This window comes from Bordetella sp. (assembly GCF_051960075.1).
Lineage (GTDB): Bacteria > Pseudomonadota > Gammaproteobacteria > Burkholderiales > Burkholderiaceae_B > Bordetella.
Genome location: NZ_JBQCER010000075.1, coordinates 43377 through 65695 on the forward strand (window position 1 = coordinate 43377; position 22319 = coordinate 65695).

Annotated in this window: 23 protein-coding genes; 12 read left to right on the forward strand and 11 right to left on the reverse strand. The window is 65.6% G+C overall.

Features of this window, described 5'->3' with window-relative positions; all coding sequences use genetic code 11:
• Positions 1-43: 43 nt before the first annotated feature.
• The 3 genes from ACTHJ1_RS12845 to ACTHJ1_RS12855 are packed head-to-tail and all read left to right on the forward strand — an operon-like array spanning position 44 to position 2905.
• Entirely contained in the window at positions 44-670 is a 627-nt protein-coding gene (locus tag ACTHJ1_RS12845; protein WP_440192938.1) for a shikimate kinase, read from the forward strand.
• Entirely contained in the window at positions 667-1746 is a 1080-nt protein-coding gene (gene aroB / locus ACTHJ1_RS12850) for a 3-dehydroquinate synthase (RefSeq protein WP_440192940.1), read from the forward strand. The genes ACTHJ1_RS12845 and aroB overlap by 4 nt, the downstream gene beginning before the upstream one ends.
• Before the next feature lie 10 nt (positions 1747-1756).
• Positions 1757-2905: a deoxyguanosinetriphosphate triphosphohydrolase gene (locus ACTHJ1_RS12855; RefSeq protein ID WP_440192942.1), complete on the forward strand. Its 1149-nt coding sequence runs from the start codon at positions 1757-1759 to the stop codon at positions 2903-2905.
• 15 nt (positions 2906-2920) lie between these two features.
• Here ACTHJ1_RS12855 and ACTHJ1_RS12860 read toward each other — a convergent pair whose 3' ends face one another.
• Genes ACTHJ1_RS12860 through ACTHJ1_RS12870 form a run of 3 tightly spaced genes read right to left on the reverse strand, consistent with a single transcriptional unit; the run spans position 2921 to position 5212 of the window.
• On the reverse strand, positions 2921-3694 hold the full coding sequence (locus tag ACTHJ1_RS12860) for an amino acid ABC transporter ATP-binding protein (protein WP_440192944.1): 774 nt from the start codon (positions 3692-3694) through the stop codon (positions 2921-2923).
• Positions 3691-4362 (reverse strand): amino acid ABC transporter permease, encoded by a 672-nt coding sequence (locus tag ACTHJ1_RS12865; protein WP_440192946.1) that lies wholly within the window; start codon positions 4360-4362, stop codon positions 3691-3693. Before ACTHJ1_RS12865 ends, ACTHJ1_RS12860 begins: the two co-directional genes overlap by 4 nt.
• A 13-nt stretch (positions 4363-4375) precedes the next feature.
• A complete protein-coding gene (locus ACTHJ1_RS12870) occupies positions 4376-5212 on the reverse strand; it encodes a transporter substrate-binding domain-containing protein (protein ID WP_440192948.1) in 837 nt (278 codons plus the stop codon).
• A 163-nt stretch (positions 5213-5375) separates the two neighbouring features.
• Here ACTHJ1_RS12870 and ACTHJ1_RS12875 point away from each other — a divergent pair, with 163 nt between their 5' ends.
• Positions 5376-6038: an aspartate/glutamate racemase family protein gene (locus ACTHJ1_RS12875; protein ID WP_440192950.1), complete on the forward strand. Its 663-nt coding sequence runs from the start codon at positions 5376-5378 to the stop codon at positions 6036-6038.
• 58 nt (positions 6039-6096) lie between these two features.
• On the opposite strand, the gene ACTHJ1_RS12880 is transcribed toward ACTHJ1_RS12875, so the two are convergent.
• Entirely contained in the window at positions 6097-6756 is a 660-nt protein-coding gene (locus ACTHJ1_RS12880; RefSeq protein ID WP_440192952.1) for a glutathione S-transferase N-terminal domain-containing protein, read from the reverse strand.
• A gap of 63 nt (positions 6757-6819) precedes the next feature.
• A complete protein-coding gene (gene uvrA / locus ACTHJ1_RS12885) occupies positions 6820-9675 on the reverse strand; it encodes an excinuclease ABC subunit UvrA (protein WP_440192953.1) in 2856 nt (951 codons plus the stop codon).
• A 141-nt stretch (positions 9676-9816) separates the two neighbouring features.
• On the opposite strand from uvrA, the gene ACTHJ1_RS12890 reads away from it, so the two are divergent.
• From ACTHJ1_RS12890 to ACTHJ1_RS12910, 5 genes are all read left to right on the forward strand, one after another.
• Positions 9817-10998, forward strand: coding sequence for an MFS transporter (locus tag ACTHJ1_RS12890; RefSeq protein WP_440192955.1), 1182 nt, complete (start codon positions 9817-9819; stop codon positions 10996-10998).
• Positions 10999-11135: 137 nt separating this feature from the next.
• Positions 11136-11639, forward strand: a complete 504-nt coding sequence (gene ssb, locus ACTHJ1_RS12895) for a single-stranded DNA-binding protein (RefSeq protein WP_440192957.1) — start codon at positions 11136-11138, stop codon at positions 11637-11639.
• On the forward strand, positions 11620-11853 hold the full coding sequence (locus tag ACTHJ1_RS12900) for a hypothetical protein (RefSeq protein WP_440192959.1): 234 nt from the start codon (positions 11620-11622) through the stop codon (positions 11851-11853). Before ssb ends, ACTHJ1_RS12900 begins: the two co-directional genes overlap by 20 nt.
• A 30-nt stretch (positions 11854-11883) precedes the next feature.
• A complete protein-coding gene (locus tag ACTHJ1_RS12905) occupies positions 11884-12264 on the forward strand; it encodes a hypothetical protein (protein WP_440192961.1) in 381 nt (126 codons plus the stop codon).
• Positions 12265-12319: 55 nt separating this feature from the next.
• Positions 12320-12715 (forward strand): polyketide cyclase, encoded by a 396-nt coding sequence (locus ACTHJ1_RS12910; protein WP_440192963.1) that lies wholly within the window; start codon positions 12320-12322, stop codon positions 12713-12715.
• A 35-nt stretch (positions 12716-12750) separates the two neighbouring features.
• On the opposite strand, the gene ACTHJ1_RS12915 is transcribed toward ACTHJ1_RS12910, so the two are convergent.
• Complete coding sequence (locus ACTHJ1_RS12915) at positions 12751-13716, reverse strand: LysR family transcriptional regulator (protein ID WP_440192964.1); 966 nt, start codon at positions 13714-13716, stop codon at positions 12751-12753.
• Between the two features lie 83 nt (positions 13717-13799).
• Between ACTHJ1_RS12915 and ACTHJ1_RS12920 the strand changes: the two genes are divergently transcribed.
• On the forward strand, positions 13800-14630 hold the full coding sequence (locus ACTHJ1_RS12920) for a class I SAM-dependent methyltransferase (protein WP_440192966.1): 831 nt from the start codon (positions 13800-13802) through the stop codon (positions 14628-14630).
• Between the two features lie 11 nt (positions 14631-14641).
• Positions 14642-15169, forward strand: a complete 528-nt coding sequence (locus ACTHJ1_RS12925; RefSeq protein WP_440192968.1) for a hypothetical protein — start codon at positions 14642-14644, stop codon at positions 15167-15169.
• A gap of 56 nt (positions 15170-15225) precedes the next feature.
• On the opposite strand, the gene ACTHJ1_RS12930 is transcribed toward ACTHJ1_RS12925, so the two are convergent.
• The 4 genes from ACTHJ1_RS12930 to ACTHJ1_RS12945 form a co-directional block, all read right to left on the reverse strand.
• Positions 15226-16806: an aldehyde dehydrogenase (NADP(+)) gene (locus tag ACTHJ1_RS12930; RefSeq protein ID WP_440192970.1), complete on the reverse strand. Its 1581-nt coding sequence runs from the start codon at positions 16804-16806 to the stop codon at positions 15226-15228.
• Positions 16807-16901: 95 nt separating this feature from the next.
• Positions 16902-17819: a dihydrodipicolinate synthase family protein gene (locus ACTHJ1_RS12935; RefSeq protein ID WP_440192972.1), complete on the reverse strand. Its 918-nt coding sequence runs from the start codon at positions 17817-17819 to the stop codon at positions 16902-16904.
• Between the two features lie 2 nt (positions 17820-17821).
• Entirely contained in the window at positions 17822-18994 is a 1173-nt protein-coding gene (locus tag ACTHJ1_RS12940) for an L-rhamnonate dehydratase (RefSeq protein ID WP_440192974.1), read from the reverse strand.
• Positions 18995-19045: 51 nt separating this feature from the next.
• Positions 19046-20092 (reverse strand): 4-hydroxythreonine-4-phosphate dehydrogenase PdxA, encoded by a 1047-nt coding sequence (locus tag ACTHJ1_RS12945; RefSeq protein WP_440192976.1) that lies wholly within the window; start codon positions 20090-20092, stop codon positions 19046-19048.
• Positions 20093-20219: 127 nt separating this feature from the next.
• Between ACTHJ1_RS12945 and ACTHJ1_RS12950 the strand changes: the two genes are divergently transcribed.
• Complete coding sequence (locus ACTHJ1_RS12950; protein ID WP_440192978.1) at positions 20220-21161, forward strand: LysR family transcriptional regulator; 942 nt, start codon at positions 20220-20222, stop codon at positions 21159-21161.
• Positions 21162-21205: 44 nt separating this feature from the next.
• Here the strand turns inward: ACTHJ1_RS12950 and ACTHJ1_RS12955 are convergent, their stop codons facing one another.
• Positions 21206-22177 carry a Bug family tripartite tricarboxylate transporter substrate binding protein gene (locus ACTHJ1_RS12955; RefSeq protein WP_440192980.1) on the reverse strand — a complete coding sequence of 324 codons (972 nt, stop codon included), beginning with the start codon at positions 22175-22177 and terminating at the stop codon, positions 21206-21208.
• Positions 22178-22319: the final 142 nt, after the last annotated feature.

The following is a 22319-nucleotide window of genomic DNA, read 5'->3' on the forward strand; positions in this document are numbered from 1 at the left end:
GTGGTAACCGCACAACTGGCGCGGCAATGGGATAATTGCAACTATGAATAGGCAAGTGAATTTCGACGGGGCGTCCGAGCCCGATCCCGACGTGTCGTGCGAGTCCGGCGCACCCTGCCTCGTCAGCCCGCCTGCCTGCCTGGCCGACGGCCGGCCGCTCTTTCTGGTGGGCATGATGGGCGCGGGCAAGACCACCATCGGCCGCGGCCTGGCCCGTATGCTGGGACGCGAATTCGTCGACCTGGATCATGAGCTGGAGGCTCGCTGCGGCGTACGCGTGCCGGTGATTTTCGAGATCGAAGGCGAGGCCGGATTCCGTCGGCGCGAGGCCCAGACGCTGCAAGAGTGTACCCAACGGCGCGACATCGTCATGGCCACCGGCGGCGGCGCCATCCTGGCCGAACAAAGCCGCAGCCTGCTGCGCGAGCGTGGTCTGGTGGTCTATCTGCGCGCCACGCTGGACGAGCTGTTTCGCCGCACCTCCCGCGACCGCAACCGGCCTCTTCTGGCCACCCCCGACCCGCGCGGCACCCTGCGCCAGCTGATGACGGCGCGCGATCCGCTCTACACCGAAGTCGCGCACGTGACCATCGACACCGGCGCCTCGTCGGTCAACGCGGTAGTCAAGCACGTGCTGAACCGGCTGAACAACATCGAGATCGCTCCATGACGACTGTGGTCCACGTCGACACCCCCGGCGGGCAATATCCCATCCACATCGGCGCGGGCCGGCTCGATCGGCTCGACGCCAGCATCCCCGCCGACGCCACGTCCATCGCCATCGTCACCAACCCTACCGTGGGGGCGTTATACACGCAGCGTGCGCAGGCGGCCCTGGCGCGCACCGGCCGGCGCGTGATCACCATCGAGCTGCCCGACGGCGAGGCCTACAAAGACTGGCAGACCCTGAATCTGATCTTCGATGCGCTGCTCGAGAACCGCTGCGACCGGCGCTGCGTGCTGGTGGCGCTGGGCGGCGGCGTGATCGGCGACATGACGGGTTTTGCCGCGGCCGTCTACATGCGCGGCGTACGCTTCGTGCAGGTGCCCACCACGCTGCTGGCGCAGGTGGATTCGTCGGTGGGCGGCAAGACGGCGGTAAATCATCCGCTGGGCAAGAACATGATCGGGGCGTTCTACCAGCCCCTGGCCGTGGAGATCGACATCGAGGCGCTGGCGACCTTGCCGGCGCGCGAAATCTCGGCCGGTCTGGCCGAAGTCATCAAATACGGCCTGATTCTCGATCCTGAGTTCTGGTCCTGGTGCGAGGCCAACGCGGCCAGGCTGCGTGCGTTAGACCGGGAGGCGCTGTCCTACGCCATTCGCCGGTCCTGCGAGCTCAAGGCGCAGGTGGTGGGCAAGGACGAACGCGAATCGGGCCTGCGCGCGATTCTCAACCTGGGCCATACCTTCGGCCATGCCATCGAATCGGGTCTGGGCTACGGCCAGTGGCTGCACGGCGAGGCCGTGGGCTGCGGCCTGGTGCAGGCCGCCGAGCTGTCGGCCCGCGTGGCGGGCTTCGCGCCGGCCGACGTGGCGCGCGTGCGCAGGCTGGTGGCGGACATAGGCTGTCCCGTCGCGGCTCCCGATCTGGGCGCCGAGCGCTGGCTGGCGCTGATGCAGGTCGACAAGAAGACCGAGGGCGGCGAGATCAGGTTCGTGCTGCTGCCGCGTATCGGCGAGGCAGTCTCCCGCGCGGCGCCCGAAGCGGCGGTGCGTGAAACGCTGGCCTGCACCACGGCCTGAGGGCGCGACGATGTCGGCATCGTTTCCCGTCCTCGCGTCTTACGCCTGCGATCCCGCCCGCACCCGCGGCCGCCTGCACGCGGAGCCGCCCGCGTCCAACCGCAGCGAATTCCAGCGCGACCGCGACCGCATCATCCACTCCGGCGCTTTCCGCCGGCTCGAATACAAAACCCAGGTTTTCATCAACCACGAAGGCGATCTTTTTCGCACGCGGCTCACGCATAGCCTGGAGGTCGCGCAGATCGCCCGCACCGTGGCGCGCAGCCTGGGGCTCTCCGAAGACTTGATCGAAGCCATCGCGCTGGCGCACGATCTGGGCCACACGCCCTTCGGTCATGCCGGCCAGGACGAACTCAACGCCTGCATGCGCGAGCTGGCGCCGGACTCAGGCGGCTTTGAGCACAATCTGCAAAGCCTGAGGGTGGTCGACGAACTCGAAGAGCGCTATGCCGAGTTCAACGGGCTGAACCTGTGCTTCGAAACGCGCGAAGGCATACTCAAACACTGCTCGGCGGCCCATGCCCGACAGCTGGGCGAGGTGGGGCGGCGATTTCTGGAGCGCACCCAGCCTTCGCTGGAAGCGCAGCTGGCCAATCTGGCCGACGAGGTGGCCTACAACAATCACGACATCGACGACGGTTTGCGCTCGGGCCTGCTCACGCTGGATCAGCTGCAGGAAGTGGCGTTTTTCGCCCGGCACTATGCCGAAGTCGCGCAGCGGTATCCGCAACTGGCGCCGCGCCGCGCCATCTCGGAAACCATCCGCCGCATGATCAATACGCTCATCGTCGACCTCACGGCCACCACGCGCGAGCGCATCGCCGCGCAGGCGCCGGCCAGCAGCGACGACGTGCGTGCCGCGCCGCCATTGGCGGGCTTCTCCGACGCCGTGCGGCGCGAGGCCGACGCGTTGAAGAAATTCCTCTTCGACAATCTCTACCGGCACTATCAAGTGATGCGCATGACGGCCAAGATGCGCCGCGTGGTGCGCGAGCTGTTCGTGGCCTTCCAGGACGATCCGCGCCTGCTGCCGCCCGACTATCGCCGCGACGGCAAAACCGCACAGGCGCGCGCCATCTCCGATTACATCGCCGGCATGACGGACCGCTACGCGATCCGCGAGCACCGGCGCCTGTTCGAAATCAATCCGCAGCCGTAAGCGGCGCGCAGGTCTTCAGGCGTGCGTGCCCTTGAAGCGCGCGAGAAAGTTGCGCGTGGCTTCCTGCAAAGGCGCCTCGATCACTTGCGACGGCGGGCCGCATTCCACCACGACGCCGTCGCGCATGAAGATCACCTTGTCGGCGACTTCTCTGGCGAAAGCGATCTCGTGCGTGACCAGCATCATCGTCATGCCTTCGCGGGCCAGCGACTTGATCACTTGCAGCACCTCGCCCACCAGCTCGGGATCGAGCGCCGACGTGGCCTCGTCGAACAGCATGACCTCGGGCCGCATGGCCAGCGCCCGCGCGATGGCCACGCGCTGTTTCTGCCCGCCCGAGAGTTTGTCGGGATAGAAGTCGGTCTTGTCGGCCAGCCCGACTTTTTTCAGCAGTGAGCGCGCCGTGGCTTCGGCTTCCTTTCTGCTTTGCTTGAGCACGGTCACCGGGCCTTCCATCACATTGCCCAGCGCCGTCATGTGCGGGAACAGATTGAAGTGCTGGAACACCATGCCGGTGCGGGCGCGAAAGCGCGCCAGCTCGCGGTCGCCCGGCATGCGGGTGGCGTTCTTGCCGAAGACGGCGTCGTGATCGCCTACGCGCACCTGACCCGAATCGGGCAGCGTCAGCAGGTTGATGCAGCGCAGGAGCGTGGACTTGCCCGAACCCGAGGGCCCGATCAAGGCCACCACTTCGCCTTTGGCGACGTCGAGCTCGATGCCCTTGAGCACGGCGTTTTTACCGAAGGACTTTTCCAGGCCCCGGATTTCGATGAGCGACGCTTGCGTCATGAAGATTCCTTGACGGAAGAGCCGAATTCCAGGCGTTTGGCCCAGATCGTCACGGGCAGCAGCACGACGAAATACAGCACGGCGACCAAGGTGTAGATTTCAAGCGGCCGGTAGGTGTCGTGCGCGATCACCTGGCCCTGATAGAGCAGGTCGGGCAGCGCCAGCACCGACAGCAGCGACGTGTTCTTGAGCTGCATGATGGACTGGCTGATGAGCGGCGGCACCATGCGCTTGAAGGCTTGCGGCAGCACGACGCGGCGCATCACCTGCGCGCGCGTCATGCCCAGGGCCTGGCCGGCTTCGGTCTGGCCCGGGTCCGTGGCGATGATGCCGCCGCGGATGATCTCGGAATAGAACGCGCCGCCGTACAGCGACAGGCACAGCGCCGCGGCGACGGGTGCCGAGATCGAGATGCCGGCGAGCACGGGCAGCGCGTAATAGAACCAGATCAGCTGCACCAGCACCGGCGTGCAGCGGAACACTTCGATATAGGCCCGGATGGGGGCGGTGATCCAGCGGGAGCGGGCCAGCCGGCCCATGCCCGTCAGCAGCCCCACCAGGAGACCCAGCACCACGCAGATGATGGTGAACAGGATCGTGTACCCCAGGCCGTGCAGAATGATCCAACGGTATTCCCAGAGTACCTCGAAGTGCCACGTGTAAGTCATGACGCGGACTCGCCTAGAACTTCACGTCGGCCGGGAAGGACTCGGGCTTGACGCCCACGAGCTTCTGCATGTTGTTCAGGATGACCTGCTTGATCTGGCCGCTGTCGTGCTCTTGCTTGAGCCACTTGTTGACGGCGTCGAGCAGGCGGGTGTCGGACTCTTTGCGCAGGCCGATGGCAGTGGCGTTGGAGAAGATCGGCTTGGGAATGGTGAGCGTGCCGGCGTCGGGCACCTTGACCAGCATGGGCTGGGCCAGCAGGATCACCAGTACCTGGCAGTCGACGCGGCCCGACTGCAGGGCCAGCGTGGCGGCACCCTGGCTGTCGAAGCGCTCGATGGTGGCGTTGGGCGCCATCTTGGTGGCGGCCATGTCGTTGCTGGAGCCGACGTCCACACCGATCTTCACCTTGGGATTGTTCAGTTCGGCCCAGTCCTTGCCGGCATAGGTCTTGTTGCAGACCGAGGTATACGTGTTGACGAACAGCGTGTCGCTGAAGTTGACAGACTTGGCGCGCGCCGGGGTGGGCGCCAGGCCGAACATCACGTCGATCTTGTTCGATTGCAGATCGAGCACCGCATTGCCCCAGGTGGTCTCGACATACTGGACCTTGACGCCCAGCGTCTTGGCCAGATCTTGCGCGAAGTCGGGGCCGAAGCCGTCCCACTGGCCGGTGGCCAGGTTTTTGTGGAAGTAGGGAATGGCATCGGCGATCACGCCGACGCGCAGCACTTTGGTGTGCTGCAGCTGATCCCAGCTGGACTGCGCGCCGCTCTGGGCGGCGGCGGTGAAACCGATCGCGGCCAGGGAAATGGCGACGACGGCCTTGACGATGCGATGCATGAAGCGCATGAAGCTTCCCCTTGTTTGATATGTTGGCTGCGCCGCGCGGGACGGTAAGATGCCCGTATGGCACGATGTTGAGCAACTGCAAGGGGATTCTATGGTTTTTTTTGCCGCCGGGTCGGCTCAAGGCAAAAAAAGCCCCGCGCAAGGGCCGCGGGTCGAAAACGCCATGCGCAAGGCCTTTCTGGGCGTTTTGATGCTCGACACGCGTTTTCCTCGTCCGCCCGGCGATATCGGCAATCCGGCGACGTTCGACGCGCTGGGCATTCCCGTGCGCTACCTCACGGTCGCGGGCGCCTCGCCCATGCGGGTCGTGCGCGAAGGCGATCCGACGCTGCTGGCGCCTTTTATCGCAGCCGCGCGCATGCTGGTGGGGCAGGGCGCATCGCTGATCTCCACGAGTTGCGGGTTTCTGGCGGCTTTTCAAGCGGACATGGCCGCGGCGCTCGACGTGCCCGTGGTGACCTCGAGCCTGCTGCAATGCGCGGATCTGGAATCGCCCGGCGTGCTGACTTTCGATGCGCAGTCCTTGACGCCTGAACTCATGCGGCGCGCCGGCGTGCCGCCGGGCACACCGGTGCAGGGCATCGCGCCCGGCTGCGAGTTCCATACCCGCCTGCTGCACAACCACGACCGGCTCGACTTGCAAGAGGCCGAGCGCAATGTGGTGGACGCGGCGCGGGAACTGGTGCGCCGCCATCCCGGCGTGCGCACCCTGGTTCTGGAGTGCACCAATATGCCGCCTTACCGCGCGGCGATCGAAGCGGCCACCGGCCGGCCGGTGCGCGACATCGTCACGCTTTTGCAGGCACGCTGGCGGGGTTCGGTTTAGACGTCAGTCGCGCCGCGCGGCAACAGGCGACAGGCGACAGGCCTGACACCGCTTTTGTTCAGCGCTGCGTGCGGTAAGGCTCGTCTTGCGCGACCCAGAGACCCTCGGCGAGCGCATCGCGCGTCCATTCCTGCATGGCGGGCAGGGCCTGAATGGCGTCCATGTACTCGCGCGCCGCACCGTCGACGGCGACGCCGTAGGTCGTGAAGCGCGACACAATGGGCGCGTAGAACGCATCGGCGATGCTGAACTTGCCGAAGAGGAAAGGGCCGGCCTGGCCGAATTCGGCGCGGGTGTCGCGCCATAGCGCCAGGACCTGCGCGATGTCTTTCTGCGCGTCGGTGACGTCGATGCCGGGCAGGTGGGCTTCGATGTTCATGGGCATGACGCGGCGCAGATCGCCGAAGCCGCTATGCATCTGCGCGGCCAGCGAGCGCGCCCGGGCGCGGGCGCGCGGATCGGCGGGCCAGAGGCCGGCTTCGGGATGGCGCTCGGCGGCATATTCGCAGATGGCCAGCGAGTCCCACACCGAGAAACCCTCGTCGATCAGGCAAGGCACCTTGCCGGCCGGCGTCAGCCCTTTGAGCTGCGGCGCGAATTCGGGGGTGTCCAGATTCAGGCGCTTTTCTTCGAAGGCGATGCCGGCCGCGCGCAGCGCGAGCCAGGCCCGAAGCGACCAGGACGAGTAGTTCTTGTTGGCGATGACGAGGGTGTACATGGCGATCCGTGAGGGTGGTGACGATGATGAATCGGCAGACCAGTTTATCCGGCGTGTGGACTCTTATGCAGTGTTCGCTTGCAATGCGCGCGCCAGATAGCGCCCCGTATGGCTTTCGGCCGCTGCGGCCACGTCTTCCGGCGTGCCCTGGGCCACGACGCGCCCGCCGCCGTCGCCGCCTTCCGGGCCCATGTCCACCAGCCAGTCGGCCGTCTTGATGACGTCCAGGTTGTGCTCGATGATCAGCACGGTGTTGCCGCTGTCGACCAGTTGATTGAGCACCTCCAGCAGCAGTTCGATATCGCGGAAATGCAGGCCGGTGGTGGGCTCGTCCAGAATGTACAGCGTGCGGCCCGTGCTGCGGCGCGACAGCTCTTGCGAGAGCTTCACGCGCTGCGCCTCGCCGCCCGACAGCGTGGTGGCGCTTTGCCCCAGGCGAATGTACGAAAGGCCCACGTCCATCAGCGTCTGCAGCTTGCGCGCGATGGCAGGCACCGAGTCGAAGTATTCCAGCGCCTGCTCCACCGTCAGGTCGAGCACTTCGCTGACGTTGCGGCCGCGATAGCGGATCTCCAGCGTTTCGCGGTTGTAGCGCTTGCCGTGGCAGACGTCGCAGGGCACGTACATGTCGGGCAGAAAGTGCATCTCGACCTTGACCACGCCGTCGCCCTGGCAGGCCTCGCAGCGTCCGCCCTTGACGTTGAAGCTGAAGCGGCCCGGATCGTAGCCGCGCGCGCGCGCCTCGGGCACGCCGGCGAACAGCTCGCGGATGGGCGTGAACAGCCCCGTGTAAGTGGCCGGGTTGCTGCGCGGCGTGCGGCCGATGGGGCTCTGGTCCACGCTGATGATCTTGTCGAAGTGCTCGAGCCCGGTCAGTTGCGCATAGGGAGCGGGCTCGCTCTGCGCGTGATTGAGCGCGCGCGCCGCGGCCACCGACAGCGTGTCGTTGACCACGGTGGATTTGCCCGAACCGGATACGCCCGTCACGCACACCAGTCGGCCGGCCGGGATGCTCAGCGTCACGTCTTTGAGGTTGTTGCCGCTGGCGCCGGTCAGCGTCAACCAGGCCTGGTCTTCGGCGATGGCGCGGCGGCGCGGCACGGCGATGGCGCGCCTGCCGCTCAGATACTGGCCGGTGAGCGATTTGTCGTCGGACTGGATCTGGTCGGGCGTACCCTGGGCCACCACATGGCCGCCGTGCTCGCCCGCGGCCGGTCCCATGTCCACCACCCAGTCGGCCGAGCGGATCATGTCTTCGTCGTGCTCGACCACGATCACGCTGTTGCCCAGGTCGCGCAGGTGCTGCAGCGTGGCGATGAGCCGGTCGTTGTCGCGCTGGTGCAGGCCGATCGAGGGTTCGTCCAGCACGTACATCACGCCTGTCAGGCCCGAGCCGATCTGGCTGGCCAGGCGGATGCGCTGCGCCTCGCCGCCCGAAATGGTGTCGGCGCTGCGGTCCAGCGACAGATAGGTCAGGCCGACATTGTTCAGAAAGCTCAGCCGCGCCTCGATCTCGCGCACGATGCGCTGCGCGATCTCCTGCTTGGATCCGGTCAGCGCGAGCGCCTGGAACCAGCCCAGGCAGGCCGACAGCGGCATGGCCTCGACTTCGTACAGGGCCTTGCCGCGGCGCTCGCCCATGCCCGGGTCGTTGCCGATGAGCACGTTGCGCGCCTCGGCACGCAGGCGCGAACCGCCGCAGTCGGGGCAGGTCTTGATGTTGCGCAGTTTGCCGAGCTCTTCGCGCACATTGGCCGAATCGGTCTCGAGCCAGCGGCGCTGAAGATTGGGTATCACGCCTTCGAAGGGATGGCGCTTGACCGTGCTCTTGCCTTTTTCATTGAGATAGAGAAACGCGAGCTCTTCTTCGCCCGAGCCGAACAGCACCTTGTCGCGCACGGCGTCGGGCAGTTCCTCGAACGGCGTGTCGATGTCGAACTCGTAATGCGCCGCCAGGCTGGTGAGCAGGGTATAGGCAAAGCTGTTGCGCTTGTCCCAGCCGCGAATGGCGCCGGCCGCCAGGCTCAATTCGGGAAAGGCCACCACGCGCTTGGGATCGAAGAAGCCCACCTGGCCGATGCCGTCGCAGGCGGGGCACGCGCCCATGGGATTGTTGAAGCTGAAAAGACGCGGCTCCAGTTCGGGCAGACTGTGGCTGCACACCGGGCAGGCATAGCGGCTGGAGAAGACCTGTTCTCGTCCGCTGTCCATATCCAGCGCGATGGCGCGGCCATCGGCCAGCTTCAAGGCCGTCTCGAAGCTTTCGGCCAGGCGCTGCGTGCTCTCGGTGCGCACGCGCAGGCGGTCGAGCACCACGTCGATGTCGTGCTTCTCGGTCTTTTTCAAGGCCGGCATGGAGTCGATCTCGACCATCTCGCCGTCCACGCGCAGGCGCACATAGCCCTGCGCCTGCAGGCTGGCGCATTCGTCTTCGAAGCTTCCCTTCTTGCCGCGCGCGATCGGCGCCAGCACGGCCAGGCGCGTCTCGGCCGGCCAGGCCAGCACCGCGTCGACCATCTGGCTCACGCTCTGCGCCTGCAGCGGCAGGCCGTGGTCGGGGCAATAGGGCGTGCCCACGCGCGCATACAGCAGGCGCAGGTAGTCGTGAATCTCGGTGATCGTGCCCACGGTGGAACGCGGGTTGTGGCTGGCGGCCTTCTGCTCGATCGAGATCGCCGGCGACAGGCCCTCGATCAGATCCACGTCGGGCTTGTCCATCAATTGCAGGAACTGCCGCGCATAGGCCGAGAGGCTTTCCACATAGCGGCGCTGCCCTTCCGCGTACAGCGTGTCGAAGGCCAGCGAAGATTTGCCCGAGCCCGACAGCCCGGTCACCACCACCAGCTTGTGCCGGGGCAGGTCGAGCGATACGTTCTTCAGGTTGTGGGTGCGGGCACCCCGGATGCGGATGGCGTCCATCGGGCTGTGTAAGCGAATTTCAAGGGCAACTTGCTACTATAGCGCGGCATCAACGTCCGGACTGAAGCGCTGTCCGGCCCGGCGAGAAGTCGAAGGTCCGCAGGCCGAGGCGTCTTCTCGCGCCTGCCGAGGCTCATCTCAATGTCGACTCCCCGCCTAGCCCTTACCCCTGTCGAACGTCGCGCCAGCATCGCGCTGGCGAGCCTGTTCGCCTGCCGCATGCTGGGCCTGTTTCTGCTGTTGCCCGTGTTCGCCGTGGCGGCTCGCGGTCTGCCCGGGGGCGACAGCCCGGTCCGCGTGGGCCTGGCGCTGGGCATGTACGGGCTGACCCAGGCCTTTATGCAGATCCCCTTCGGCCTGGCTTCCGACCGCTGGGGCCGCCGACCGGTGGTAATGGCCGGGCTGCTGCTGTTCATCGTGGGCAGCGTAGTCTGCGCCTTGTCGCACGACATATTCTGGATCATCATCGGCCGCGCCATTCAGGGCTCCGGCGCCATTTCGGCCGCGGTCACCGCCTGGCTGGCCGACGCCACCCGCGACGAAGTCCGCGCCCGTGCCATGGCCATGGTAGGCAGCTCCATCGGACTGTCCTTTGCCGTTGCGCTGATCGCGTCGCCGCTGCTGGTGGGCGAATGGGGCCTGCGCGGCCTGTTCTGGGTGATCGCCGCCCTGGGCGTGGCCAGCCTGGGGCTGGCCCGCTGGGTGGTGCCCCAGGTGCCGGCCAACGACGCGCGCAGCATGCAGTCGGTGCGGCCCGCGCAAGTGCTCAAGCATCGCGACCTGCTGCGGCTCGACTTCGGGGTGTACTCGCTGCACTTCATCCAGGTATCGCTCTTTGTGGTCACGCCCGCGCTACTGACCCGGCTGGGCGGCCTGCAGGCCGATCAGCTGTGGAAGGTCTACCTGCCCATCATTTTTGCGTCCTTCGTGCTGATGGTGCCCGGCGTCATCTATGCCGAAAAGCGCCGTGCCCACCGCGGCGCCCTGCTGTACAGCGTGGCCGGCCTGGTCGTGGTGTGCGGCCTGCTGCCGGCGGCATCGCATCATTTCTACACGCTGGCCGTGGCGCTGACGGGCTTTTTCGTGGCCTTCAACATCCTGGAGGCCCTGCAGCCTTCGCTGGTGTCGCGCCTGGCGCCTGCCAACTACAAAGGCCTGGCTCTGGGTTTCTACAACACCTCGCAGGCCGCCGGCCTGTTCTCCGGCGGCGCCCTGGGCGGCTGGATGGCGGCCCACGCCGGCTCGCCCGCAGTGTTCATCATGGCGGCGGTGCTGGCGCTGGCATGGCTGCTGGTTTCGTGGGGATTGCGGCCGCTTTCCTGAGCGTTGGGCGATGTTCCGGTCCAGGCCGGGCATCGCTTGCAGCAGGTGACATTTCGGTCGCGCCGCCGGTTTCTTCGTATCGGCGAAATCGCCGATAATGACCTATTACTGAATTCAATCAATTTGGGGACACCACCATGGCATCCGTCAACAAAGTCATCCTCGTCGGCAACCTCGGGCGCGATCCCGAAGTGCGCTACTCGCCCGATGGCGCCGCCATTTGCAACGTGTCCATCGCCACCACCAGCCAATGGAAAGACAAAGCCAGCGGCGAAAAGCGCGAAGAAACCGAATGGCACCGCGTGGTCATGTACAACCGCCTGGCCGAGATCGCCGGCGAATACCTGAAGAAGGGCCGCTCGGTCTATATCGAAGGGCGTTTGAAAACCCGCAAGTGGCAAGACAAGGACACCGGCGCCGATCGCTACAGCACCGAGGTCGTGGCTGACCAGATGCAGATGCTGGGTGGCCGCGAAGGCGGCGGCGAAGGCAGCTTCGGCGGTGGCGGCGGGTATGAAGATTCGCGTGCTGCGCCGCGCGCGCCGGCCTCGCGTCCGGCGGCTGCGCCGCGCGCTGCGACGCCCGCCGCGGCGTCGTCGGGGGCGAGCCTGACGGATATGGATGACGATATTCCGTTCTGATTTCTGCAATGAGAAAGTTAAAAACCCGCGGCATGACAGTGCCGCGGGTTTTTTGCATTCAAAAGGCTTTTTGATGAGGGCCGACCGAGCAGTTCATGCAGCAGAACGTGATCAAGATAATCAGGCGCGCAGCGCTGCAGAGCTCCAAGGCTGCGCGTCCTGGCCTGCCATGTTGTCGCTGGATGATATCGGGTACATTCTTAAGCTCACCTAGACACTGCATACCCTTTTACACGAGGCGCCAATGAAGATTTGTGTAATCGCCGCCACCCTGACCGTCGCGGTTTCTTTGGTGCCCCTGGACGCTTGGGCGACGCCGTACTTCTTGAACAAGACTATTGCAGTGGGTATTGCGGCCAAGGACTCGCCAGCGTTCAAAACGGCGGTCGCGCACGCGCTTGACAAAACCCCCGACGGCGCTGTCTACGAGTGGGCCAGCAGCCCCGGTCGGCACAACCAGCCTGTTAAATTCGCCTTCACGCCACAACAGACGGTTCAGACGAAATCTGCAGGAACCTGTCGTCTGCTCGCGGCCAAGGTGAGTCAACTCTCGGCGGTGGAGAACTGGCGCTTCTGGTTTTGCAAACAACCCAACGGCTCGTGGAAAGCAGGTAGCGCGCAATAGCGCCGGGCGCACGCATCGCGCGATGCCTTGAACGCGCGATGCACTTGAAGAAACCATGCTCGAAGCCAAAACAATCAGCGTGTCCATCTCTTGCCCTTGGATGACGCTCTACGAAACCATCTGGCAACCGGAATTCTTCCCCAGATGGGCTTCCGGCCTGGCTGAGAGCACGCTGGAAAAAGACGGCGACCGATGGCTGGCCAAAGGGCCGGAGGGCATGGTCCGGATACGTTTTACGGCCTGGAACGAGTTCGGGATCATGGATCACTACATCGATGCAGGCGCCGATCAAGAGGTCTGCGTACCCATGCGTATCGTGCCCAACGGCGACGCAGCGGAGGTGTTGTTCACCCTGTACCGCCTGCCGGGCATGACGGACGCAAAATTCGCGGCCGATGCTGCCTGGGTGATGCAGGATCTGCAGGCGTTGAAATCCCTCTTCGAGAGATAGCGCGACGAACGCCGGCGCAGCGCCACGCTGACGATTCAGGCCTCTTTCCGAGCAGGATTGCGGTGTTTTTTTCTTTCGGCATCGAATCGTTCTATCGGGTGATGCTTCACGTGATCGATGAACGCGCGCAGCTTGGGCAGGATCTGCCGGCGGCTGGGGTAGTAGAGGAATACGCCCGGCATGGTCGGCGCGTATGCGTCCAGCACGTGCATGAGCCTGCCCGTTCTCAACCCGTCGGCGACCATCGGCTCGGGTAGCTGGGCCAGGCCGATGCCTTCCATCGCCGCGCCCAGTATGGTGGGGAAGTCGTTGGCGATGAGCGGGCCGGACACGGCCATCTCGATCGCCTGACCCTTGTCGTTGAATGACCACGGTGCGATCGCACCGCCGGATCGCCGCCACCGCAAGCAGGCGTGCTGGCGCAGATCGTCCGGCTGCTCGGGCCGACTGCGGCTCGCGAAATAGGCAGGGCTGCCGACCACGACGAAACGAAATGGCGGCGTCAGCGGCACCGCGATCATATCGGCATCGACGAACTGGCCCATGCGTATGCCGGCGTCGAATCCTTCCGCCGCGACGTCGATCAGTTTTTCGTTGGCGGCGATCTCTACCTCGACTTCGGGGTAGGCCTGGCAAAAAGAGGCGATCAGCGGTTCGAGCAGTATCGGGACGATCGCTCGCGGCACGGCAAGGCGCAGCAGTCCGGAGGGCCGCTGGCCGAGTCCGCGCGCCACGTCGCTGGCTGCAACCAGCTCTTCGAAGGCGGGTTTGGCGCGCGCAAGAAATTGTTCGCCGGCTTCGGTCAGGCCCACGCTGCGCGTGGTGCGCAGAAAAAGTGCCGCGCCGATGCGCGCTTCCAGCACGCGCACCGTCTGGCTGACGGCCGACGGCGTCACGCCGAGCGCCGCGGCGGCCTTGCGAAAGCTGCGGTGCTGGGCAACGGCCAGGAAGGTCTCCACGCCGTCGAGCGCGCCTTGCCTGACTGTGAAGTTCTGCTTCATAGCACGTCAACATTGTGGGGAATAGTCGCTCACGCGTCACGATGCTACACCTAAGGCTCGCATGACACCTGAGGAAATTTGCCATGACGGATGCTATCGACGGCGTGCGCGACCACTACCGCGCCACTGGTTTGACCGAGCGGCTGCAGCGCGCGCTCGCCGCGGCGCTGGGGCCGCAAGATCAACCGATTCTGCCGCAACAGCTGGGTGCGCTCGACCAGTTTCATACCCGAGGGCTTGCCGCCACCGCCGAGCTCGCCGAATTGACCGGCATGACCGCCGACATGTCGGTGCTGGACGTAGGCTCGGGCCTGGGCGGGCCGGCCCGCTTTCTGGCGGCCACCTACGGTTGCCAGGTGACGGGCATCGACCTGAGCGAACCGTTCGTGGACGCCGCGCGCTATCTCACCCGGCGCACAGGCCAGAGCGAGCAAGTGTCGTTCCAGGCAGGCAGCGCGCTGGAGCTTCCCTTTGACAATGGCCGTTTCGACGTGGTCTTGCTGCAGCATGTGGCGATGAACATCGCCGACCGCGCGCGGCTTTATCGGGAGGCCCGCCGTGTGTTGAAGCCGCATGGCAGATTCGCGACCTTCGACATCGTTGAAAGCGGCGGCGAACCGCACTACCCGGTGCCGTGGGCACGCACGCCGGCAACGAGCTTTCTCCTGACTGCCGAGGCAACGCGCGCGCTGATTGAGCAAGCGGGCTTCCGCGTACAAGCTTGGCGAGACGACACCGAGGCCGCCAAGGTCTGGTTCAAACAACTGCGCGAATCGGGGCCGCCGCCCCTGCTCAATCTCGGCGTGGTGATGGGGCCGGACTTTGCGCAGCTTGCCGCCAATCTGGGACGCAATCTCATGGAAGGCAGGCTCGGCGTTCTCACCGCGGTGTTCGAGGCCGCATCCGACAACTGACAGGTGATCTCATGTCGCAGGAACTCATTTTCCCGCTGCATCTCGTTCTGGGGTACGTGGCTTGGCTGCTTTGCTTCGGCGCGTATCTCTGGCCCAGGCTCAAGGCCATGGACTCATTCGCGGCGCAGCGCGCGATCGCCACCTTGCATGGCTTTCGTTTCTTCGGCCTGGTCTTCGTCATGCCGGGCCTTGTCGCGCCCGATCTTCCCGCGAGTTTTGCGGCGTTTGCCGCCTACGGCGACTTCTTGACGGGAGTCTTGGCGCTGCTGGCGCTAATCACCGTGCGCATGCGCCCGCTCTTCTGGACTTTCGTCGTGGCTTTCAATATCGCGGGAATGATCGACCTCGTCTTTGACTATTACCACGCGATCCAGGCCGGTCTTCCCGCGCATGCGGAAGCGTTGGGCGCCGCGTACGCGATCACGATTCTCTACGTGCCCTTGCTGATGATTACGCACGTGGCCGCTTTTTATCTGCTGTGGCGTCCGAGAACCCATGCGAAAGACGGCAACGCGCTTTTCACGGCGCGTAGCGCCTAAAAAAATGTCCGCGCTCGAAAGAGCGCGGACATCCTCATGCCCGTGTGCCGCGCAAATTACGCGAGCGTGAGCTTGCCGTCCATGACTCGGGCCAGGCCCAGCGGATTGCCGTCTTGCAGCGCTTCGGGCAGCAGCTCGGCCGGCAGATCCTGGTAGCAGACCGGGCGCAGGAAGCGTTCGATCGCCTGGGTGCCCACCGAGGTCGTGCGCGAATCGGACGTGGCCGGGAACGGGCCGCCGTGCACCATCGCGTGACACACTTCGACGCCGGTCGGATAACCGTTGGCCAGGATGCGTCCGGCCTTGCGCTCGAGCGCAGGCAACAGGCGCTTGGCCAGCGCCGTGTCGTCGGCTTCAAGGTGCAGCGTGGCGGTGAGCTGGCCTTCCAACCGTTCGGTCAGCGCCAGCATCTCGTCCATGTTCTTGCACGTGACGATGAGCGAGGTCGGGCCGAAGATTTCGTCTTCGAGGTGCGCGTTGTTTTCGAACGCGGCTTGCGTGGTGGCGAAGAGGGCCGGGCGCGCGGCGTTCTGCGCATCGGTCTGCGCGCCTTGTGCGATCGTGCTCACATTGGCTGACGCCGTGCGGTCGGACACGGCCTTGGCGTAGGCCGAGGCGATGCCGCTGGTCAGCATGGTCTGCGCGCCCTTTTGCGCGAGCGCTTCGGCGGCCGTCTTGGCGAAAGCCTCAGCGTCGGGGCCTTCGAGCAGGATGACCAGGCCGGGGTTGGTGCAGAACTGGCCCACGCCCATGGTGAGCGATTCGACGAAGCCGCGCGCAACCTCGGCGCCGCGCTTGGCCAGCGCGCCGGGCAGCACGAAGAAGGGATTGATGCTGCTCATCTCGGCATAGACCGGGATGGGCTCGCGGCGTTTCGCGGCGATGCTCGCCAGCGCGAGACCGCCGCCGCGCGAGCCGGTGAAGCCCACGGCCTTGATGGCCGGGTGCGCGACGAGCGTTTCGCCGATCAGGTTGCCTGCGCCCACCAGCAGCGAGAACGTGCCTTCGGGCAGATTGCAGGTTTTGACGGCCTGCTGGATGGCGCGGCCGACGAGTTCGGAGGTGCCCAGGTGCGCCGGGTGCGCCTTGACGACGACCGGGCAGCCGGCCGCCAGGGCCGATGCGGTATCGCCGCCCGCGACCGAGAACGCGAGCGGGAAATTGCTGGCGCCGAACACGGCGACCGGGCCCAGCGGGATCTTGCGCAGGCGCAGATCCGAGCGCGGCAGCGGCTTGCGCTCGGGCATCGCGGGATCGATCGTCGCGGCCAGCCAGCGGCCGTCGCGCACGAACGAGGCGAACAGGCGCAGTTGACCGACCGTGCGGCCGCGTTCGCCTTCGAGGCGGGCGATGGGCAGCGCCGATTCCTGGTGCGCGCGCTGGATCAGCGTGTCGCCCAGCGCGAGGATGTTCTCGGCGATGGTTTCGAGAAAGCGCGCGCGATCTTCGAGCGGCGCCGAGCGGTAGGGGTCGAACGCCGCCTGGGCGAGGCGGCAGGCGCGGTCGACGTCGCTTGCGCTGCCCGAGCCGAATGCGGGCTCGAGCGTGACGCCGCGCGCCGGGTCGAAGGCGCAAATCGTTCCTTCGGTGCCGCGCACCGAGGCGCCGCCTATCAACATTTCACCAGTGATCTGCATAGTTTTGCCTGCTTAATTTGGGGGTGCGTCGAACCCAATATGGTAGATCATTCCCTACGTGCCCGCTCGGGCCGAGTCCGCCTGCAAGCGTGTTGTCAGCGGCCCCAGCGCAGCGCCAGCGGGTCGAGCCGGCGTGCGGTGTCGAGCAGCCCGGCGCGCACTTGCGGATGCAGGTCGGGCCAGGGCGCGCGCGGTTTGTCGCAGGCGATGATGCCGCCTTCTTTCATCAGGGCCTTGGCGGTCAAAAAGCCCGACTGGCGGTTTTCATAATTGATCAAAGGCAGCCAGCGCGCATACTGCGCGAAGGCGTCGTCGCGCCTGCCGGCAAAGTAGGGGTCGGTGATCTGGCGGATGCCGTCCGGATAGCCGCCGCCGGTCATCGCGCCGGTCGCGCCCGCTTCGAGATCGGCGAACAGCGTGATGCCTTCCTCGCCGTCCCACGGGCCTTCGATCGCGGCGCCGCCCGCGGCGATCAGGTCGCGCAACTTGGACGCCGCGCCCGGGGTCTCGACCTTGAAGTACGACACCGCCTCGATCTCGTTGGCGAGTCTGGCCAGAAAGGGCACGGACAGCACCGTGCCGCTGGCGGGTGCGTCCTGGATCATCAGCGGGATAGTCAGGCCCTGAGTGATGTCCTGGAAGAACTGATAGATCTGCGCTTCGGACACGCGGAAAGTCGCGCCATGGTAGGGCGGCATCACCATGACCATCGCCGCGCCCAGTTCCTGCGCGCGCAGATTGCGCTCGGCGCAGAGGCGCGAACTGAAGTGCGTGGTCGTGACGATGACGGGCACGCGGCCCGCGACGTGTTCGAGCGTGAGGCGGGTAAGCACGTCGCGCTCGTCGTCGCCCAGCGCGAACTGCTCCGAATAGTTGGCGTGGATGCACAGGCCTTGCGAGCCGGCATCGATCATGAAGTCCAGACAGCGGCGCTGGCCGTCGAGATCGAGCGCGCCGTCCTGCTTGAAGACGGTCGGTGCGACCGGAAATACGCCTTGATATCGCGCGGCCATGATCACTCCACGATGTCGAATTGATCGAGGAACTCGGTCTTGAGCGTCAAGCCCAGGCCCGGCACGTCGTCGCGCAGCTGTAGAAAGCCGTTCTCGGCGACCGGCTCGCCGTCGAAGAGGTAATAGAACAGCTCGTTGCCGACTTCCACGTCGAACATCGGGAAGTACTCGCTCATGGGCGAGGCCAGCGTGCTCATCGTCAGGTGGTAGTTGTGCATCTGGCCCGCATGCGGAATCACCGGCACGCTATGGGCCTCGCACAGCGCGTTGATCTTGTGCGCCATGGTGATGCCGCCCACGCGGTTGGTGTCGTATTGCACCACCGACACGGCCTTGCGGTCGAGCAGCTGCTTGAAGCCATAGAGCGAGAACTCGTGCTCGCCGCCCGAGATCGGGATGCTGGTGAGCTGGTTCAGTTCCGCGTAGCCGTCGATGTCGTCGGCGATCACGGGCTCTTCGAGCCAGCGCGGCTCGAATTTCTCCAGCTTGGGCAGCATGCGCTTGGCGTATTCGAGATTCCAGCCCAGATAGCACTCGAGCATCAGGTCGTTGTCGTAGCCGATCACCTCGCGCACTGCCTCGACCGATTTCAGGTTCTCGACCACGCCCTGCTGGCCGTGCGCGGGGCCGTAGCCGAAGCGCATCTTGAACGCGCGAAAGCCCTGGTCGAGAAACGTTTGCGCCTCGGCCTGCATTTGCGCAAGATCGGTGCGATAGAGCTTGGAGTAGTAGCAGGGAATCTTTTCCTTGGTGCGGCCGCCCAAGAGCTTGAACACCGGCTTGTTGACGCTCTTGCCCAGGATGTCCCAGATCGCGATGTCGATGGCCGAGATCGCGGCCATGCCGATGCCCTTGCGGCCCCAGGCGTGGGTCGCGCGGTACATGCGCTGGTTCAGGTATTCGTAGTCCCACGGGTCCTGGCCGATCACGAGCGGCGCGAGATACTGGTCGATGATGGCCTTGGCAATGGAAGGAGCCAGCGCGACGTTGCCCAGGCCGACGATGCCGTCGTCCGTCTCGACCTCGACCACCGTCCACGAATGGAAGCGGAAGGTGCTCATGGTTTCCTGCGGCGCGTACAGCAGGTCCATCGCGTTCGAGCAGAAGTTGCCCTGCGGCGGAACGGTCTTGCCTTTCCACTGGAACAGGCGGGCGCGTACCGATTTGATCTTCATTCTTTCGAGTCTCCGGATTGGTGGGGTGTGTTCAGGCAGGGCCCGCAGACGTCATGCCGAAATTTTCCGCTGGCGATGCGCTTGGCCCATGCGGCACGCGATCTGGAACGCCTGCCAGGTCGCGCCGACATCGGCGCGGCCCTTGTTGGATATGTCGTAGGCGGTGCCGTGCGCGGGCGTGGTGATCGGCACCGGCAGCCCGCCTTGCACGGTCACGCCGCGCGAGAAGCCGAGCAGCTTGATGGCGATCTGCCCCTGGTCGTGATACATGGTCACGATGGCCTGGTATTCGCCGGCCTGCGCTTTCAAGAAAATGGTGTCGGCGGGGAAGGGGCCGTGAAAGGGCGATTCGGTCGGCCAGGCGCGCGCCTGCAGCTTGCGCACCGCCGGTTCGATGATGTCGATTTCTTCGCGGCCGCAGCTGCCGCCGTCGCCGCCGTGCGGATTGAACGCGGCGACCGCGACCTTGGGCTGGGCGATGCCGTTGGCCAGCAGCGATTTGTAGATGAGTTCCGCGGCCTGTTCGATGCGTTCGATGCTCAGGTAGCCCGGCGCGTCCTTGAGCGGGACATGCGACGAGATGCGCGAGGTCCACAAGTCGCCGAGCGTGTTGAATTCGCAGAAGTAACCCGTGACGCCGAGGTGCTCGGCGAAGTGGTGCAGCTCGTCCTCGTGCCGGAGTCCGCCGAGCTTCATCGCGTGCTTGTTCAGCGGCGCGAAGCAGATCGCGTCGATATCGCGCGCGAGCGCGGCGTCCAGGCACAGGTCCAGCACGGTCAGCACCGAACGGCCGCCCGCGGCGCCGGCCTGGCTGACGGTCACCTGCGACGGATCCACCGTCTCGACCTCGACTAAGGCGGGCAGGGCGGTGGACGGGCGGTTGCGCACCGCGGCCAGCGAGGCGGCCGGCTCGGTCGCGATCTGCACGCCGGCGATGCGCTGGCCGGCTTCCCAGAGCCAGCGGTCGCCGATCAGCACGATATTCGCGCGGGACGTCGCCTCGGGGCGCGCGAGCAGCTTGGCGATGAGCTCGGCGCCGATGCCGGCCGGATCGCCAAGAGTCAGCGCCACGACGGGCAAGGTCGACGAAGCGGTCATTTAATGTCTCCCGGGCGCAGCGCAGGCCGCGCGTGATGATGGATTTGCTCAGAATGCATGCTAGGTAGGCGTATCCTGCCGGTAAATTGAAAACGCTTGATGGATCGATAACTGGGAGTGATCACGCATGGGCTCCATCGACAAGCGCGACTCGACACCGCAATTGTTGAACCGGCTGCGGATGCGGCAGATCGCCTTGCTGCTGGCGGTCGACGAAAGCTCGACCTTGCGCGCCGCCGCCGATCGGCTGGGCCTGACGCAGCCGGCCGCGACGAAAATGCTGCACGAACTCGAAAGCGCGCTGGGCCGGCAGCTCTTCGACCGCGTCGGACGCGGACTGGTGCTCAATCCGGCCGGGGCGCGGGTGCTCGACTATTTCCGCGGCATCCGCGGCAGCATGGAAGCGCTCAATCGCGAGTTGGAAGACCTGCGGCTGGGCGACATCGGCTGCCTGTCGGTGGGCAGCATCATGGCGGCCGCGCCGGGCCGGCTGACCGAGGCCTTCGTGCAGCTCAAGGCACGCTTGCCCCTGCTCGAGATCAAGATCGCGATCGACACCAGCGACCGCCTGATGTCGCAACTGCAGGACGGCGTGCTGGAAGTCGTGATCGGCCGCAAGTTCGACGCCGGCTGCGAATTCCGCCCGGTCGACGACGAGGCGCTGGCCATCATCGCCGGGCGCAATCATCCGCTCGCCTCGGCCGGGCCGGTCGATTTCGATGCGCTGCTCGAATACCCCTGGATACTGCAGCCGCAAGGCAGCCCGGCGCGCGACGTGGTCCAGAGCGAATTCCGCATGCATCACGCGGCCATTCCGCGAGGCCTCATCGAGACCGGGTCGATCCTCACGACGCTGAACCTGGTCGATCGCGCGAACATGCTGGGCGTGATTCCGCTGACGGTGGCCGAACGCAATGTCGATCACGGCCTCTGCGCCATGATCGACTATACGTTCCGGCACAAGCTGCCGTCGTACGGCAGCATCGTGCGCCGCGACCGCCCGCTGAGCGCGCCGGCGCAGCAATTCCTGGCGCTGTTCCATCGGGACGAATGCCGTAACGAGGATTGACCGGCCCGCCGCCGATGCCTGGGCCGAGGGGCGGGCGTCCACGGCTACCGGACGGTGATGTGGTTCTTTTCGATGACCGCGGCGTAGCGTGCGTTCTCGGTCTTGTCGAAGGCGATGAACTGTCGCTGGCTCATGGGCGTGACTTCGGCGCCGATCGCGTCCAGGATCTTCTGCGTCGTCGGCATGGCCAGCACCCTGTTCACCGCGTCGTGCAGGGTCTTCTGCACGGCGGGCGGCGTCTTGGCGGGCATGTAGATGCCGTACCAGGCGCCCATTTCCAGATCGGGCACGCCGGCCTGGGCCAGGGTGGGCACGTCCGGGATCTGCGACAGGCGCTTGGCGCTGAGCACGGCCAGCGCGCGCAGCTTGCCGCTCTTGATGAACGGAATGGCGGAGGCGGCGGTCTCGAAATCGACCTGCACCTGGCCTGCCATCAGATCCACCATGGCCGGCCCGCTGCCCTGGTAAGGCACATGGACCATCTTGGTTCCGGTGGCATCCATGAAGAGCTCGGCGGCGATGTGCTGGGTGCTGCCCACGCCGCTGCTGGCGAAGTTCAGGTGGCCGGGATTGCGCTTGAGCAGCGCGACCAGTTCCTGCACGTTCCGCGCCGGCAGATCGTTGTTCACCACCAGCACATTGGGCACCGCGCCCGCGAACACCACCGGCACCAGGTCGTCATGCTTGTAGCTCAGCTTGAACAGGTGCGGCGCGATGGCCATCGCCGTGGAAACGCCCATGACCATGGTGTTGCCGTCGGTGGACGTGGCGGTGATGGCGTTGGCCAGCGTATTGGATGCGCCCGGCCGGTTTTCCACTACGACGTTCTGATGCAGCAAGGGGGTCAGGCCCTGCGCCGTGGCGCGCGCGAAAGCGTCCGTGCCGCCGCCCGGCGACGAACCGACCAGCATGCGCAGCGGCCGGGTCGGCCAATTCGTGTCCTGCGCGCAGGCCGGCCCTTGCATGGCCAGCAACAAGGTACCCGCGCCCAGCGCGGTCAGCAGCCGAATTTTCATGAATGGAGTCTCCCTGGTTTGATGAATCGCCCCTGCCGGCGGGCGAGGGACTGTTGTTATGCGATGCATCTTAGGAAGGGCTCTATTCCCCGTAAAATGAAAATTTAGAACCCATTGATTACCAGAAGTGATCAATCCCGGT

Excerpts from the sequence above, each read along its gene's own strand:
- ACTHJ1_RS12845 (WP_440192938.1), top strand. The coding sequence starts at position 44 with ATGAATAGGCAAGTGAATTTCGACGGGGCGTCCGAGCCCGATCCCGAC.
- aroB (WP_440192940.1), top strand. The coding sequence starts at position 667 with ATGACGACTGTGGTCCACGTCGACACCCCCGGCGGGCAATATCCCATC.
- ACTHJ1_RS12855 (WP_440192942.1), top strand. The coding sequence starts at position 1,757 with ATGTCGGCATCGTTTCCCGTCCTCGCGTCTTACGCCTGCGATCCCGCC.
- ACTHJ1_RS12860 (WP_440192944.1), bottom strand. The coding sequence starts at position 3,694 with ATGACGCAAGCGTCGCTCATCGAAATCCGGGGCCTGGAAAAGTCCTTC.
- ACTHJ1_RS12865 (WP_440192946.1), bottom strand. The coding sequence starts at position 4,362 with ATGACTTACACGTGGCACTTCGAGGTACTCTGGGAATACCGTTGGATC.
- ACTHJ1_RS12870 (WP_440192948.1), bottom strand. The coding sequence starts at position 5,212 with ATGCGCTTCATGCATCGCATCGTCAAGGCCGTCGTCGCCATTTCCCTG.
- ACTHJ1_RS12875 (WP_440192950.1), top strand. The coding sequence starts at position 5,376 with ATGCGCAAGGCCTTTCTGGGCGTTTTGATGCTCGACACGCGTTTTCCT.
- ACTHJ1_RS12880 (WP_440192952.1), bottom strand. The coding sequence starts at position 6,756 with ATGTACACCCTCGTCATCGCCAACAAGAACTACTCGTCCTGGTCGCTT.
- uvrA (WP_440192953.1), bottom strand. The coding sequence starts at position 9,675 with ATGGACGCCATCCGCATCCGGGGTGCCCGCACCCACAACCTGAAGAAC.
- ACTHJ1_RS12890 (WP_440192955.1), top strand. The coding sequence starts at position 9,817 with ATGTCGACTCCCCGCCTAGCCCTTACCCCTGTCGAACGTCGCGCCAGC.
- ssb (WP_440192957.1), top strand. The coding sequence starts at position 11,136 with ATGGCATCCGTCAACAAAGTCATCCTCGTCGGCAACCTCGGGCGCGAT.
- ACTHJ1_RS12900 (WP_440192959.1), top strand. The coding sequence starts at position 11,620 with ATGACGATATTCCGTTCTGATTTCTGCAATGAGAAAGTTAAAAACCCG.
- ACTHJ1_RS12905 (WP_440192961.1), top strand. The coding sequence starts at position 11,884 with ATGAAGATTTGTGTAATCGCCGCCACCCTGACCGTCGCGGTTTCTTTG.
- ACTHJ1_RS12910 (WP_440192963.1), top strand. The coding sequence starts at position 12,320 with ATGCTCGAAGCCAAAACAATCAGCGTGTCCATCTCTTGCCCTTGGATG.
- ACTHJ1_RS12915 (WP_440192964.1), bottom strand. The coding sequence starts at position 13,716 with ATGAAGCAGAACTTCACAGTCAGGCAAGGCGCGCTCGACGGCGTGGAG.
- ACTHJ1_RS12920 (WP_440192966.1), top strand. The coding sequence starts at position 13,800 with ATGACGGATGCTATCGACGGCGTGCGCGACCACTACCGCGCCACTGGT.
- ACTHJ1_RS12925 (WP_440192968.1), top strand. The coding sequence starts at position 14,642 with ATGTCGCAGGAACTCATTTTCCCGCTGCATCTCGTTCTGGGGTACGTG.
- ACTHJ1_RS12930 (WP_440192970.1), bottom strand. The coding sequence starts at position 16,806 with ATGCAGATCACTGGTGAAATGTTGATAGGCGGCGCCTCGGTGCGCGGC.
- ACTHJ1_RS12935 (WP_440192972.1), bottom strand. The coding sequence starts at position 17,819 with ATGGCCGCGCGATATCAAGGCGTATTTCCGGTCGCACCGACCGTCTTC.
- ACTHJ1_RS12940 (WP_440192974.1), bottom strand. The coding sequence starts at position 18,994 with ATGAAGATCAAATCGGTACGCGCCCGCCTGTTCCAGTGGAAAGGCAAG.
- ACTHJ1_RS12945 (WP_440192976.1), bottom strand. The coding sequence starts at position 20,092 with ATGACCGCTTCGTCGACCTTGCCCGTCGTGGCGCTGACTCTTGGCGAT.
- ACTHJ1_RS12950 (WP_440192978.1), top strand. The coding sequence starts at position 20,220 with ATGGGCTCCATCGACAAGCGCGACTCGACACCGCAATTGTTGAACCGG.
- ACTHJ1_RS12955 (WP_440192980.1), bottom strand. The coding sequence starts at position 22,177 with ATGAAAATTCGGCTGCTGACCGCGCTGGGCGCGGGTACCTTGTTGCTG.